At 57.2% G+C, this 15,242-nt stretch carries 6 protein-coding genes and 1 pseudogene; 2 read left to right on the top strand and 5 right to left on the bottom strand.

What is annotated here, in order from left to right; genetic code table 11:
• Positions 1 to 168 precede the first annotated feature (168 nt).
• Positions 169 to 2,097 carry a hypothetical protein gene (locus NJT13_RS22945; protein WP_254526123.1) on the top strand — a complete coding sequence of 643 codons (1,929 nt, stop codon included), beginning with the start codon at positions 169 to 171 and terminating at the stop codon, positions 2,095 to 2,097.
• Positions 2,098 to 2,284: 187 nt separating this feature from the next.
• Here NJT13_RS22945 and NJT13_RS22940 read toward each other — a convergent pair whose 3' ends face one another.
• Positions 2,285 to 2,749, bottom strand: a complete 465-nt coding sequence (locus NJT13_RS22940) for a hypothetical protein (protein WP_254526122.1) — start codon at positions 2,747 to 2,749, stop codon at positions 2,285 to 2,287.
• A gap of 337 nt (positions 2,750 to 3,086) precedes the next feature.
• On the opposite strand from NJT13_RS22940, the gene NJT13_RS22935 reads away from it, so the two are divergent.
• On the top strand, positions 3,087 to 7,619 hold the full coding sequence (locus NJT13_RS22935) for an NACHT domain-containing protein (protein WP_254526121.1): 4,533 nt from the start codon (positions 3,087 to 3,089) through the stop codon (positions 7,617 to 7,619).
• Between the two features lie 824 nt (positions 7,620 to 8,443).
• On the opposite strand, the pseudogene NJT13_RS23635 reads toward NJT13_RS22935, so the two are convergent.
• The 4 genes and pseudogenes from NJT13_RS23635 to NJT13_RS22915 all read right to left on the bottom strand — a co-directional run.
• Positions 8,444 to 9,421, bottom strand: a pseudogene (locus NJT13_RS23635) (hypothetical protein); the annotation flags it as partial.
• 238 nt (positions 9,422 to 9,659) lie between these two features.
• Positions 9,660 to 10,346, bottom strand: coding sequence for a hypothetical protein (locus tag NJT13_RS22925; RefSeq protein ID WP_254526119.1), 687 nt, complete (start codon positions 10,344 to 10,346; stop codon positions 9,660 to 9,662).
• Between the two features lie 42 nt (positions 10,347 to 10,388).
• A complete protein-coding gene (locus NJT13_RS22920; protein WP_254526118.1) occupies positions 10,389 to 13,865 on the bottom strand; it encodes an AAA family ATPase in 3,477 nt (1,158 codons plus the stop codon).
• Entirely contained in the window at positions 13,862 to 15,163 is a 1,302-nt protein-coding gene (locus tag NJT13_RS22915; RefSeq protein ID WP_254526117.1) for a metallophosphoesterase family protein, read from the bottom strand. Before NJT13_RS22915 ends, NJT13_RS22920 begins: the two co-directional genes overlap by 4 nt.
• Positions 15,164 to 15,242 lie beyond the last annotated feature (79 nt).

Genomic DNA, 15,242 nt, shown 5'->3' with positions numbered 1-15,242 from the left:
GATCACAGTTGGACACTCTCTGATCCCCGAGAAGATTGTGGGGAAACTGTGGGGATTCTTACTGAGAACTAGCGTTCTGTGGCCTCTGCTGTCGATATACCTATGCTCCGCTAAACAGTGTAAGTAGTGAGGCTGACTAGAGCCTCACAGTGCATTAGGTGAAATGCAATGAACAGTAGCAACACTGAGAATAAGAACCTATCGGCGACGATAGCGGCGACGAAGCAGACGAACGAACGACATGGGACCGCAACGACGCGGACTGAAGACGGTCGCTCGCCCTACTTCCGGACCTACCGGGAGGACCAGGAGCAGCGCCGCTCCACCACTGAGCCCACGACGAGAACTCGCCTGGTCGCACGACTGGCAGGACTCCTCTGGGCGCTCATGGACGCCCCATCCGACGCTGACTCCCGAAACGACCCCGAGGTCGCGACGGAACAGCAAGAAGACGGTGACGTCTACACGGAGCGGACCGCAGCGAAGACTGACTTCGGGACGCGTGCAGAACCCGTCGATGGACTGTACGGGTACACGTCTGATGGCTACCCCATCGTCCCAGAACGAGGACAGCTCATGAGAGCCCGAACGAACGCGAACGGCCAGCCCGCTGATGCGCTCATCGAGCCTGATTCAGCAGGCGATCTCGCATCGTGGCACCCTGGTAACGCCAGCTCGAAGTTCGTCGATCCGACCGGCGAACAAGTGGTTGGTGTCGCCAGTGGCCTCGACGAATCCGCCGGCCGCACGACTGCACATACGCCGTCGACGCCCACTTCGAAGGCTGTCGACCACCGAGTGACGACCACTGGCCGCCACTCGAGTTCGGCTTCACTCGGTTCAGCCGAAAGCCGACTGCAGGCGTACGACCGACCGGACGACGCAGAGACCCGCGACCACGCTGAGCGGACGGAGACAACCACGGGACTCGAGACCGCCGATCTGGAGGTCTTGCTCCCCGATGGCGAATACGTCCGTCTCGGTGACCTGGTCACAGAGCCCGAGCAGTTCGCAGGCAGCTCTCTGGAGGCTATCGAGCGATCACTCGCATTGGAGGCCGAGAAACGGAAAGTCACGGATGGCATCTGCCACCCTGGCGAGCTGAGCGACGATGTCGAGCTAGTCGGTCACGCGAAGTGGCTGAACAACCGCTTCGACGAACTCGCTGCGACTCGACCCACTGCGGCTGAACTCGCTGAGGCCCGAGAGAAACGAGCGAAGCAGGCTCACAAGGACCGCCTTCGTCCGTTGCTCGAGCTGGACCCTGACGAACACGAGGAAGTCTGTGCGATGGCGCACCGACTCCTGAGTGACGACTTCGAGAAGGTCTACGAGGTGCGCAAGAGTCCGCTGACGCTCGCGCTCGCGCTCGCGAAGCGTGTCAACCGCGGCGTCGAGCCGACGAATGCGCTGCTCAGACAGGCCGAAGACGAAGCGAACGATCCCCAGAACGTCCAGAAGATCGGCAACGTCCGATATATGTCGACTGCACAGACGAAGGGACGGTTCTCGACGCAGGGTCGTGTTTCGATCCTCTTCGAGAACACTCACCCCGGAATCAAGCAGGCCGGCGTCCTTCAGGACGAGACCGGGACGATTCGTTTCGCTATCTGGAAGAAGTCTGAATGGGACGAGACGCGCCCGACGCCAGACCCGACGGACTTCGGTGGCCGCACGCTCATCCGATCACACCGGTTCCCCGAACTGACGGTCGGTGACCTCGTGCGTGTCGAGAACGTCCACAAAGGCTGGTACGGGAACGAAGCAACGTTCGAGACTCGACGCGATAGCGAAATCACGATTCTCGAACAGGCGCCTGACGATTCAGACGACGAATCAGCGTCGACGCCACAGCAGACTCCATCTGTAGAGTCACGACGAACGAGACCACACCGGAAATCGAAGCCCTCGATCACCGGAGCAGCCGTGCCGAGGAATCCAATCGCGTACTGGCGAGGATCCGAAAGCTGGGTGTTCCCGATCGCGGACTGGATGCCCGACTGGTGGCTCGCGCAGGATGATGTCGAAGTAGTTGCGCAGAATCGTTCAACTGCGTCGGAGACAGCGACGAAACAGCAGGTGACGAGAACGACGTAGAACCAAGTAGCACAAGAAGTCTCTCTGAGACTTAGAATCCTAACCCCTCTTTCCGAACACCTGAACCGGAGCAATTGAAGAAAGCAAGGTTACCCCACAGGAACGTAGATTATTCGATTACGTGGGGTAACTATGGATTGGTCGTTCGCTTTCCTGCCCCATCTAGCGGCTCAGTGACTTCGGTTAGTCAATGCTGTTCCCAGCAATCACGACAGAAGACAGTCCCATCCATGCCCACCGGGTGCTGCCGTGGAGTGACGACCTCTCGCACCGAAACGATCTCCTCACAGTGTTCACACGCAACGGTGGGATCGATAGCGGTGTCATCTGGCAACCACCATGGCGGGTCGTTAGCATCGACGGTCTCGGAGTCGAGTGTCCACGAAGGGACCTCGTCTTCCTCGTAGGCGAGTCGCTGACCGAGTTCTTGGACACCCTCTGGAGTGAGATACATCCGGCCGAAGGCGTACCCCCAGTAGTCGATCCGGTACTCGTCGTCACCCTGAGCGATGACGGCGATAAAGTCGACGCCATCGCTGATGACGGACGGCTCTGTATGATTATATCGTAGGTGAATCCCCGGAGGGTCCCGCTCTAACTCTCGCTCGTCGATCTCGATCTCCTCAACGATGTACTCCTCAGGGACGAGCATAGATGGAGTTCACACAGAGATTCCATATAGCTGAGGGGAGAAGAAGTAGCAGATTCTGAACGACTGCGACTATTCTTCGCTGTCGTCAGAGTTGCCATCCTCAATGGCGACGACGGCCTTTCGAAGCTCACTGAGGCTCTCACCGTACTCGTCCTGTGCTTGCGCACCGAAGGAGGCCTCGCCAGCCTCGAATGCCTCGATTCAGTCACTGGTCTGAGCCGCAGCTTCCGCAACCCACGCTTCCCAAGTCGACTCATCAACCCCAGTGATCGACTCTGACGCGAATTGGAGCCCAACGGCCAAACCTATACGGGGATAGCAAAGAGAATGATTGTCAATGATCCCTGACCCGGTTCTTTTCTCCATCGCATACGACTCAGGAACGGAGATTTTCAGCAGGTTCCGAAAAGGAAGAACATTTCACAAGGCCGTTGCTGACGCAGCGGAGGCGACTGCGGCTGATACCCCCGGAATCTCTTCAGACGATCTTCTCGATGTTTTTCAGGCTGAACTTGACGAAGAAGCGACGGCTTCTGCAGATACTGATGAGATACTCTCAGACCTTGCTTATGCGCTAAAGGTGCGGGCGAATACGACCGAAGATGTCGATTTCGAGGCGACGATCGAACGATTCCTTGTCTATCTCGAAGAAAACCTCGTTGCTGGGGGACAGACCCACGAGATCTACCAGATTCTCTACGAATACGTCCGCCACACAAACACCCTCACAGAAACGCTGGTTGAAGAGATTGAGCAACGGCATGAGCGATACTACGATGACCTCGACGCGTTGTCACGGTGGAGCAATCGGATGGCCCCGTCCGAGACGGCGTACCAAATTCCAGAAATCGACCAACACGTCTCGCTTTCAGGCGTTGCGACGGTTGAGTCTGAACTATCTGCTGGAGGAAACGTTATTCTTACCGGGCCTGCAGGTGTTGGAAAGACGGGTGTGCTGACGGAGCAATATGCCACACTGGCGGACGAGCATCCGGTCTACTTCATTGATGCACGTGAATTCGGTCAGTTCAGGTCAATCTCCGATGTCGAGGCGGAGCTCGGCATCACGAACAGCCTCCGAGATCTGTTTCAGGAGGTCGCTGACCGGAACGGTAGTTGTACGGTAGTGGTTGATCAGCTTGATAATATCCGAATAGAAACTGCAGCCACCGTATTCCAACATCTACTCCTCGACTTGAGCGAGATGGACCAGGTTGGCGTCCTCTGTGCATGCCGGACATGGGATCTGGAACAACCGGAATATCAGCGGTTGAATGAGGCGTCTCAGTTCACCCAGATTGAGCTTGAATCCCTGGACGAGGCCAAGGTGTCATCGCTACTGTCAGAACTCGGTGTGGACTCTGAGGAGCAACCTCCGGCGCTACTTGACCTGTGTCAGCGACTACTGAACCTGACGCTACTCGCTGACGTGATAGCAGCCGACGCTGCCATCGATCCTAGTTCGCTTACTACGGAAACCGCACTGTGGGACGCATACCGGGAGTCGCTTGACACTGAGGGAAGCGGCCCGTCGGGTACCATCCCGGCGAGCTGGGAGGACAGCCCGGTCGACCGCTGTGTCTACCACGCACGGTCTTCCCTCCGTGACCGGACAACCACGTTCGAAATCGAAGAACGAAATCCCGGTGACGGACGGCTGCAAAGCAGGGGGACTATCGTCAATGACTGGCGCCGCCGATATCGGTTCAAACACGACCAATTACAATCGTATTTCTACGCGTGGGACGCGGTTTGTGGGGATTTTTCCGTTGAAGACGTTCTTGAGGACGACATCGACGAACGCGTCGCAGCGGATGTCTTCGACTGGATGTTTCGTATGTATATAGAGGACGCCAGCAGGAGTACCTCCTTCATTAGGGATGGGCTCGGTTCAGATTCAGACCTCGGGTTCTACGCAAAGTCGATCCTCGCCGAATCAGCACGGGATCTCGGGCCGGAAAAGTTGCCAGACGAAACTGCCCGGGCACTCTTGGACTCCTTGAACACGGACCAGAACCTCACACGGGAGTTCTATCGTGATCTCTCCTCCCCGGCGTGGGCGAGATACTTGGTCGACAATGAACGAGTCTCGGAATTTGGCCGCCATTCCGCAACGTATGTCTCCGAACTCGCCGGGGCACACCCAGAGATCCTAATAGATGCACTAGCGACGTATGACGCGCCTGATCGATCCCAGTTACGCCCCTATCTATCCGTCGTCGATTCCTTGCCCCCCACGCAACTTTCCAGACTGACGTCTCTGGTAGTGAGGTATCTCGCCGATATGGACCGAGAGACATCGAAGCGGATGCATTCGAATTTATCGACGCTGGTAGGCGTCTTAATCCACGAGAGCCAGTTTGACACCGCGTTGGAGTTGCTTTCCACTCTCCTCGAACCGGCGGTGAGCGAGACAACCGAGGTTGAACGAGGAGAATATTCAGGAACGAGGACAGAGGTTCACTGTCGACTCCGGGCGAGGTCGATCCAATCATTGTTCGACGAGTACGGTGACGAGCTAGTCGCTACCTGTGGGACGGACCTTCTTGACCTACTTGACGAACGGTTCCGAACCTGTCTGGAGCTCATTGTCTCACAATCTACAGATAAAATTCCGCCGGAACGCCTGCTCCGTCGTCGATTAGTTGCCAACCGACTCAACCCCACCAAGATAGAGGTAGTATTTCTCCAGGTGATCGAAGGCGTTCTGGGATCGCTGCTCGTCCACGACGCGTCAGTTGGGTCTACATGGGTGCGTCACTACTTAGAGGATGACGGAGTCTTCAAGCAGATTTCGATAAGCGTCCTCGCGCGGGATCCCGAACGAGCGCCGGGACTCGTTAGTGAGGTTCTGACAACCGCTAAAAACGTTGTCGACCGCGAGATCTCAACAGAATACATCTCCCTGCTGGATAGTGGGTTCGATGTCATTTCAGAAGCGGATCAAGAGACCGTCCTCAAGCATATCAACGAGGCGCTCGATGAAGAGGACATCCGCGAGCGGTTGTCTGATCGGCGCGAGTTCGATTCCACGGACGAACTCGACCAGATGGTCGACGCTCATATCGATCGTTGGAAACTGAAACGGCTATATCACGTTCGAGATGCAGTGTCGAACTCACAGCAGAGAGACATTCAGTCGTTAATTGATGAGTATGGCGAGATCGAATATCAAGCCGGGACCGGCTACCACTTTCCATTCCAATGGGGAGACGGCGATGACGGAACCCCACTTGATCCTTCTGAATTAGACTCTGATGCGTTCATCTCTGCCTGCATGGAGCACGCGGTCCCGCATCATCTTGAAGGAGACATGAAAGAGGACATGGATGAGGTTCGAGCGTTACTCGACGAGGAGCTCCGTGACCGACTCCGTGATGACCCGGCAATGTATCTCCCGAGCCTCCCCGAGATAGTCCGTTCAGGCGACGACAATTTCGCCGACACGGCCTTCGAAGCGGTGAAATATCTTATTACGGGCACCGACCACCGCGAAACCACAATCGAAGCGTGGGATTCCGTCATCGAGGCACTTGACGTAGTCACCAACATCGGAACAGATGAGCAGCGGTGGCCTCGCGATACACGACGGACTGCTGCAGAACTTGTTCAGACGATTATCTCACATACGCGGAGTTCGCTTCAGGTCGCCGAGTACGAGGAAGTTCTGTCGGAAATCCTCTTGCGACAGCTCCAGGATCCGGATCCAGAGCAAACAGGCGCGGGATGGAATCAGTCGATTGCGCCGCAGAACGCCATCTTCGTAAAAGGGGTTCGGGCGACTGGTATCGTTTCAACAACATATTTTTTCGCCTCGCTGGATGCAGAGCACCCAGATACGTCGGGGGGTCAACAAGACTTGTGGGATCGGATAATGGCCCTGTTCGAGGACTCTGCACGACCGGTACGTTTCGCCCTCGGAATGCGACTACCGCTACTATTCCACCTAAACACCTCGTTAGTTTGCACTCATTTGGATGTGCTCTTTCCCGAAGAAGACTCTCCTGATGCAGTTCGACAGTTTACTGCAACTTGGGAAGGATATCTCACAATTAATCGACTATCACAAGATCTGTTCGACGATCTGCGTTCGAAGTATGGGCGGGCGGTTGAATTATACACGGCAGACAGTCCGGACACTGTCGAGGAGAAGGAAGAAGAGGATACCAGCGCATATCTGGTCGACAACACGGCCGACACCTACGACGAACGAACGTACGAACGAGTGTGCTCGCACCTCGCGAGTGCATATGCACAAGAATTCATCGAGGCATCGGACCCGCTTATCGAAGAAGCGTTCGGGGTGAGCGTCACCGAATTAGATGGTGAAGACATCAAGTCAGCCGATTTCGCGTTCGCCCGGACGTTCACCAGCCTACTAAACAACACTGACGACCGTGAGATCGAGGCGATGGTTTGGCATCAAGCAATCGAGTTCTGGGGGATGCGGCTCGAAGAACACGAGACACCGGTGTGTGATGGATTTCAAGAGTACGCCGAACTCCTGGCGCATGCTCCACCATCGGCCAGTGTAACAGAAATCGCAGACCACCTCGTTCAGAGCGCCCCTTGTCTATCCTCATCGCTCCCGTTCCAGCAAGTAATCGATTTCTTGGCAAACGAGGTGAATTCCAGTCCGACCTCCGCAGATATAGACGATGCAATCAATGTGCTCGTCGCGCTCGTTGACCAATGGGATACTTCGTTCACCTATCCAGCGAGCGACGAGCGTTGGACTATCGTGAAAGTAGCAGCGGCAAACGACAATGATCAAGCAGTAATGCTCGCCGAACGTTTCTATGAATCTGGCGAGTCAGAGTATCGCCGAATAATCGACCAGCACAAGACAGCTGACTCAGAAACATCGTGATCTTGGGGTCTGAAGCAAGCCCCCAGAATATACATCCGGTACTGGCCAGCATAGACGTGACATCTATCCCATCTAATCGTGGGATCGCCTCGCGCGAGTCAAGGCTTGAGCGAGATGCATTTCGAGACGTTCTCGGGCGGTCGTGTCGTTAGTGGGGCCTCTATTCTCAGTTATGTGTCCCACCCAATTCGTTCCGATACATTTCACGCGGATACACCGACGGCGAGGAGAAGTGAGGGTTGTTACTCTTCTTCGTGACCGTCGAGCGAACTGACGACCTCGACTAGTTCGTCTACGTCATCACCGTACGCCACCTCTGCCTCATCGCTGAACGGTGACTCACTTGCCTCATAAGCTTCGAGCCGGGCGCGAGTATGTGCGACCGCCTCATCGAGCCAGACGTCTCGCGTCTCTGCATCGACAGGGACGATGCGTTCAGGTTCAACTGCGACATTCGTTCGGTCACCGGACTCGTACGCCCGGTGCTTGCCAATGACGGCGACGTACGATGGCGTCTCTGCGTTTCGCAGCGTGTCCATCGCATCTGCTTGATACTGCCCCGCGTAGACGAATACCGGCTCGGAGCCAGCGTAAACGCGCCCCTGCCAGTACTCATTGTCCGACCCCACGTCCCGAACCTCAGTGAGCGCCCCGACGATCAACACACGGTTGAGCGCCGCACCTGTTGGGGAGAGCCCGAAGACCGGCGCTCGTTCTGCATCCGACTCCTGAAACGTCTCTGTCGAAGCGTTCAATTCCTGTGCGAGGACTCGGCGAGCAGGCTGTCGAGCAGTCAGGGCAGGCTCAAGTACGTCGTCACTGAGGTCGCTCTCGTCGGAACATCGCTCCGCGTTGTCCACGAGGAAGTAGGTCCCGAAGACGCTACCAGTGAGCCGGAACCTGCGACCAAGGAGCTGCTCGCTGATCTCGTCGGCGACGACATCGGTCGAGAGTGCGTCCATCGCCATCGTCGTCGCATCGTCCAACGAGATGCCGGTGACCGCTTCCGTCGCTTCCTCGTTGAACAGCACGCTGACCGACCGCTCACCGTCGTCGAGGATCGCCTTGATTCGGAGGTCGAAGTCGCCGTCCCGCTGTCCGTGTTCGGCACATCGGCCGTTCCGGAGAACGCGAGTGCAGTCGTCCTGTCCACAGCGCTTGATGAGGCCCGAACCTTCTTGAACGTCGACGATGCTCCCGACGACTTCGATCGTGCCGTCGCTGACCTCGACGGACTGGTCTGTCTCGCTGATCGAGGTGGCTGAATTGCAACTCACCGAGAACCGGCCCTGGTACTCGTCGGTGACGACGCTCTCGAATTCGTAGGTGCCACCCTCCTCGAGTTCGGGCAGGTCGGCGCTGGCCCATACGACGAACTTGAGTCGGCCGGACTCGTCGCCCAGCAGTCCGACTTGGGCAATCTTCTCGCTCCGGGGCTCCCACAGTTCGACGACTTCGGCGACGACGTCGACCCACTTGTCGGCCTCATCGATGCTGTTGAGCATCGTCCGAGCAGCCTTCTGGGGACGTCCGCCGTAGCCAGCCAGTTTGGCGAGGTCGTCGGTGAGGTCATCGCGGTCGAGGTCGGCATCGGTGCAGGCCTTCCGAACGATGGTTCGAACAGCCTCGTCCATCGGAACTCGGTAGGCGCACATCCGCTCCAGTTGGTCCTCTATATCGCGCTGGTCGAGGGCGAACGTCGGGTCGCTTCCGCCGGCGACTCCGGATTCGTCGAACGCCGCGAATGCGTCGCTGATGGTCTGGATACGATCCTGCAGGTCTGGGGCAACAGTGCTGGACATCGTTGTTCTCCGAGGAGGCACTGGAGGAAGCATTCGAGACACACCGATTCGCTGTCAGAGTGTGTTTTCGTCGCTCCCTCTCTGATTCTCCTCATCCCCTTGGGGAAGATAAATCCCAGAATCAGTCACCAGCAGGCCACGAAGTCTGAGATTAGTCTGGAGAGGCGGTTATATCGAAACACTCGGTAACTGATGATGCGGTTAAGCGAGATACAGAGGGTGCATCACTGATTCAGTTCTAATCAGATTCCAGTATCTCGTGAATATTGATCAATGCATATCCAGACGTGTCGTGCATATCAGTGAGCGTTTTCTCTTGTCTCTTTAGTTTCTCGTCGATATTCTTTATTGGTGTCGGAGCGTCGTTCGGTGGTAGATTCATGATGAATCCCCCGAACATGAATAGCGCTCGTTCGTAATTCCGGGCCTTGCCATCTGGACAGGTTTGACCAAACTTTCGACAGAATTCGCCATACTGAGATGGACTCTGGCTCGCTTGTCTGTACAGTTGATTTCCGTCCTTCCGTACTCTCCAGAGGTAAACATAAGCGTTCCACACTCGGCGGTCGTAGATCGGGAACTTCACGGAATATCGATCCGGGTCACTTGCCATCAGATGGAGGATAAATGCTGACGTGACGAGACTTTTCGACTCAACGACTCCCTCATCCATCAACCGATCTGATAGCGATACAATTGCTACTTCTTGGTCCTGGGGAATGTAGTCCGCTTGATCGAGTTGTTCGAGTACGTCAGTGATTTGTTCAAATGCAATCGTTCGATTTAGCCCCTTCCAATCCCAGAGATTCTGTGCTCTATCGACAAGACGAGAATGCTCCATCGCGTTGTCGTACTCTTGGGCGTAGTCAGTATAAGCAGAGTACAGAGAAGCCCAATAATCGATATTCAGTGGTGGATTCGCCATGTGAGGGAACGTTATTCCCTGATTTTGGATAAGGTCAATGAATTAGGCACCGTCCAAGCGTGAAAGCAGTTCGTCGGTCCTGTCTTTGGCCTCGTCGCGAGAGACGCCTTCGCCGACATAACGCTCGATGACGCGGGCACGAATCTGGCCATGATCCAGCGTCTCACGAGGTTCAATGTACCCGTTCTCTTCGAGATACGTCTCCAGCTTGTTCGCTTTTCCGCTACGGAAGCGGTTCACTTCGCCACTGTGCAGGGCATCGACGATCTGCCTTCCATCCCCATTGACCGATTCGGCAAGTGCAGTGACCTCGTCGATGAAGTTACCGCTCACCGCACCAGAGGCCTCGAGAGCCTCTCGATCAACGGGCTCGCCACGACCAACCTTCCAGGCGTCGACGAACTCGCTCAGCGCCGCAGCATTCTCCTCTGCGACCGATATCTGGTCGGAATCAACGGAGGAGAGATCTCCGTTGCCCCACTGAAGCAGGTTGTTCAGCTGCCCCCAGTGCTCGATTCCGAGCTCCAAGAGTTGATGGAGGGTTTCGACATCGTCGACCACATACCACAGGTGCGCTGTCCCAACGCCACGGTGCGGATTGAACGAGTCCACCGCGAGTTCGTCCCCATACGAGGCATGGTCGTGACTGACGGGACTGGGTGCCTTCGGAGTGAACGATTCGACCGATTCCAGATCAGGGATATGGACGGAGTCGTCCACATCGCGAACCGTTGCAAGGTCGATGATTTCGTGGGTGACGCCGTTCGTGCTCTCCAGTGCAGCAGTCCACTTCGCCACTTCGTCGCCCTGTGCGGTGAAATAGAAGACCTGCCGACCGTTCCGAGCGAGTTCGATCGTCGACTCGATGATGGTCTTCGCCCTGCGGTCGTCGGTGTTGGCGAGTGTCTCGTCGAGGAGGAGCGGGATCCGAACGCCCTGCTCCTGCTGTTCGACGAAGGCGATCCGAACGGCGAGCAGGACCTGAACCCGAGTACCGCTCGAAAGCTCGTCGAGCGCGAGTCCCTTCTGTTTGGATTCGTCGAACGCGCGGAACTCGGCTTCATTCTCGTCGAAGTCCAACCGATACCGACCACGAGTGATCGTCGCCAGGATTTCACGAGCACGCTCGAAGACGTCAGGGCGACTCGTCTCCATCGTCGCCTCCTGAACGTGATCCACCAGGACGTCGCCAACCATCGCAGCACAGTCGTCCTCAAGTTGGTCTTTCAGTTCATCGAGCGCCCGGTCACGCTCTGCGAGCGCCGTTTCAACTTGGTCGTCGGACTTCGCCTGCCTGATCTCCGCCTTGATATCGGCAATCCGTGACTGCAGGTCGTCGAAATCCTCGGCAGTTCGTTCCGCCTCACGAAGGTCCTCTCTGAGGTCAGCAATCTCCTGCTCCTTGAGGTCCGGTTCGAATTCTGGGTAGCTTTCGAGTTCTTCGGCCTCCGTGTTCGCCCTGATTTCGGCCTCTCGTACGGCTTCCGCAGCCGAGTCGTATGCGTCGACCTGCTCACAGAGTTCCTCCAACCTATCGTGGTCATCGGAGTCGAGATCCAGATTTACAAAGATTTCATCGCGTTCGGCCTCCAGCGAATCGATTTTCTCAGTCGCTTCCTGAATCGTCTCGGTAGCTTGGTCGAGGTCCCGCTGTGCGGTTTCGCGTTGCTGTTCGCGGTTCTCGAGGTTCCGGATTGCCTCGGTCGCTTCGCCGGAGCTCTGGACGTCGTCGTAGCCGTAGGGATCGAGTTTCGCTTGGAGGTCTTCACGGGCGGCCACGATCTGGTCCTCGACGGTTTCGATGTTCTCTCGAATCCCCTCAACCTCGTCGTGGGCTTCCTGCCAGTCGAGTACTCGCTTGGAGATCACGGCGAGTTCGACATCGGACGCATCTGGCGCGGCGCCCAACTGGTCTTGGAGTTTGGCACGTGTTTTCTCCAGATCCTGCTCCTTCTGTTCGAGCGTGTCCGAGTCCGTCGCCAGGCTATCGCGCCATTCGGACCGTCGCTCGGCCAGCTTGTGCTCTGCGATTGCGTCGTACAGTCCGATCAGACGGGACCGAACCGCGTCCTCGGACCAGGTCTCTGGCGGCTTCAGACCAGTTTTCTCGAACGACTCACGGTGCGGTTCTCGTGAATTCCCTCCGTCTGCGGACTGTGAGCGAGCGCGCAGCCCATACCAGAAGATGCCAGCGGCTACGACCAGGATTGAGAACAGCAGTGGATGCACCAGGAGTCCCAGCGCGACTGCCGTCGAGGCGAGGGAAATGGCCGAGAACGTGGCGATACGGAATGCTTCCGAACCGTCGTTCGACTCCGTAGAAGCGGACGCAGCCAGCCATTCCTCCAGCGACTGACTCGCACGTTGAAGCGTGGGTAGATCGGGCTCAGGATGCTCCCCGTCCTCCAGAAGTCGCTGGACGGCCTCCCGGGTTTCACGCTCGGACTGGAGTTCCTCGGCCTCTCGTGCGAACTTCGAGACGGTCTTCCACGTGACGGGCTCCAGGCCAACGAGGTCCTCGGTATCGACATTGAGGGGAATATCCTCTCGGGCAGTTTCTCGCTGCCGTTTTGCGTCAGCCAACTCTCCTTCGAGATCGCGTTTCCGGTCCTCCGCAGAATCGAGGTCATCGCGAAGCTCTTTCAGATGGTCGATACGGCCTGTCGGGAGGCCTTCTTCAGGAAGATCTGCCTCATCGAGCCGGTCCTGAGCGTCTGTTTCCGTTTTCTCGGCCTCGTCTTTTTTCTCGGTCCACCCATCGATGTCATCTTCGAGGGATCGAACACGCTCGATTTCGTCTCCGTCGACCTGCTCTAAGATATCGGGGAACTCGTCGAGTCTCGATTCAGCCTGCTCCAGCTCGTTTCTCGCCTGTGCGTAGTCGATCGCCTGCTCGAGCAGTTCGGAGCGTTCCTGTGCATGACGCGCTGCCTCCAGCTCACTGCGTAACCGGGAGAGTTCGTTCTGCTCTTGGCGTAGTTCGGATACGTTGTTTCGCGCCTCACGCAACTCCTGAATCGCTCCCTTGGCGTTCTGGACGACGTTCCTGTTGGCCCGACTCGGGGAATCCGAATACCCGAGCTCGTCGTATGCTGCGGAGAGATCGTAGCCACCAGCTGATTCTCGCTCGATTATCTCGGCGAACGATTCGTTGTTGTTGTCCCGCTGGAGCAGGTCGTGGAGGGAGAGACGGTAGCGGTCGCGTTGATCGGCCGGAGGGAGGCTCGGACCGTTCGCCTCCTGGCCGTCGCGTTGGTAGCTCGTGCGTCCATTGTCGACTTCGACTCGCCAGGCCTCACCGTTCAGCGAGAGCTGCCCCACGAGGGATGCACGTTCGTCGGCGGTCTCGGGCCAGCAAAGCCATTCGAGCGACTCAGCGAGCGTCGTTTTTCCTGCCGCGTTCGGCCCATGAACGACATTGATGCCGGAGCACAGGTCGTCGACAGAGAAGCCGCCAGTTTCGAATCCAGGAGCTTGGACGATCTGGATTTCCTCGAAGCAGATCGGGTCCCTGGTCATGCGTTACCCTCCTTTTGGCTGAGTAGGGTATCGAGCAGTACCCGTGCTTGCTGTTCGAGATGCTCGATAGCGTCAGCGTCGTCCGGATCCTCGAGTTCAGTCTCGCGTCGAAGCGGGTTGTACGCATTCGCACTATGAGCCTGCCGTACAGCGCCTAACGAGTTATCGAGCACGTCACTGTAAGCTTCGTGAGGATCACCGTTCTCGATTTCGAGCAGGAGACCCGCGAGGTACGCAGCTGCATTGTCTCCCTCCGCAAGGTCTTCGAGATCGATTGCCGGCCGGGTATCGACATCAATCGATTCGATCCGGACGGAAACCGAGCCCTCCCGGAATCCGAGGTCACGCTCCATCGACCGATGCTGATCGACGAGCGCCGAGTGCGCATCCGTCCGTCCAGTTAGATGAACGCGAACGAGGCTGAGTTCCAGCGACCTCGTATCGAGTTCGGAGCGAACGTGTTCCTTGATTTCGTCCGAAATGACGGCGGTCGCTTCCTGTGGGTCGTCTACCCCGGAGACGTCGACAGAAACCCTGTCGTAGCGAACGGATGCCAGGGGAATCTGTTCAGCTTGTACGTCTCCGTTTTCAGGTATCGTTATCGTCCACGGGCCGTGGGCTTGCTGTTCCCCTGGGTCAAGGGGTTGTGGCGACCCCGAGTACAACGCCAGTGGACGCGAGTCGATCTGGATGCCTGGACTGTGAATATGACCGAGTAACCAGGCATCTGCCGCGGTGTCGCGGAGTTCGCTCGACAGAACCGGTGCGTACCGGCTGCCTCGCGAGTTGAGGTCGGCGTGAAGTACTCCGATCTGAGGAGCGTCATCGGTCGCCGGGAGGTCATACTCATCGAGCGGGGACTCGTAGACGTGTTCGGCCGAAAACGACCAGCCATCGAAGTGGGCGATGGGCTTGCCGTCCCGTTCGAGCGTCCAACGTTCCCACTGCCCGTCTCTCCCGAGGAACTGGAGCGTGTCAGCGTCGAGGTTATCGACCATATCAGGGAGGGCATCGAAGTCGTGGTTCCCGGCTACCACAACGACTGGAATCCCAGCTTCGTCGAGTTGTGCAACTCCATCTTCGAACGCGCCGTACGCCTCGAAGTAGCGATTCTCCTGATCGACGACATCACCAGCAATCACGACCGCGTCGACATCCCGGTCGATTGCCTCCTGGACCGTCGACAGCCAGACGGCTTTCGGCGACAGCTCCGGACCATCCAAATCATCCGGAATTCGACTCGGGTGACGGCCGAGGTGGAGATCTCCCGTGTACAGTAGTTCCAGGGCGTCCTTCATGAGTACGACTAGACAGTGAGATAGAAGCACAAGTCACGGATAAATAAATGTCACCCATTCCTGAACTACTGGGAGCCGA

It is taken from the genome of Natrinema caseinilyticum, assembly GCF_024227435.1.
GTDB lineage: Archaea > Halobacteriota > Halobacteria > Halobacteriales > Natrialbaceae > Natrinema > Natrinema caseinilyticum.
This window is presented reverse-complemented; position numbering and strand designations above follow the sequence as displayed.

Coding starts and splice junctions, on each gene's coding strand:
- NJT13_RS22940 (WP_254526122.1), bottom strand. CDS start 2,749: ATGCTCGTCCCTGAGGAGTACATCGTTGAGGAGATCGAGATCGACGAG.
- NJT13_RS22915 (WP_254526117.1), bottom strand. CDS start 15,163: ATGAAGGACGCCCTGGAACTACTGTACACGGGAGATCTCCACCTCGGC.
- NJT13_RS22925 (WP_254526119.1), bottom strand. CDS start 10,346: ATGGCGAATCCACCACTGAATATCGATTATTGGGCTTCTCTGTACTCT.
- NJT13_RS22935 (WP_254526121.1), top strand. CDS start 3,087: ATGATCCCTGACCCGGTTCTTTTCTCCATCGCATACGACTCAGGAACG.
- NJT13_RS22945 (WP_254526123.1), top strand. CDS start 169: ATGAACAGTAGCAACACTGAGAATAAGAACCTATCGGCGACGATAGCG.
- NJT13_RS22920 (WP_254526118.1), bottom strand. CDS start 13,865: ATGACCAGGGACCCGATCTGCTTCGAGGAAATCCAGATCGTCCAAGCT.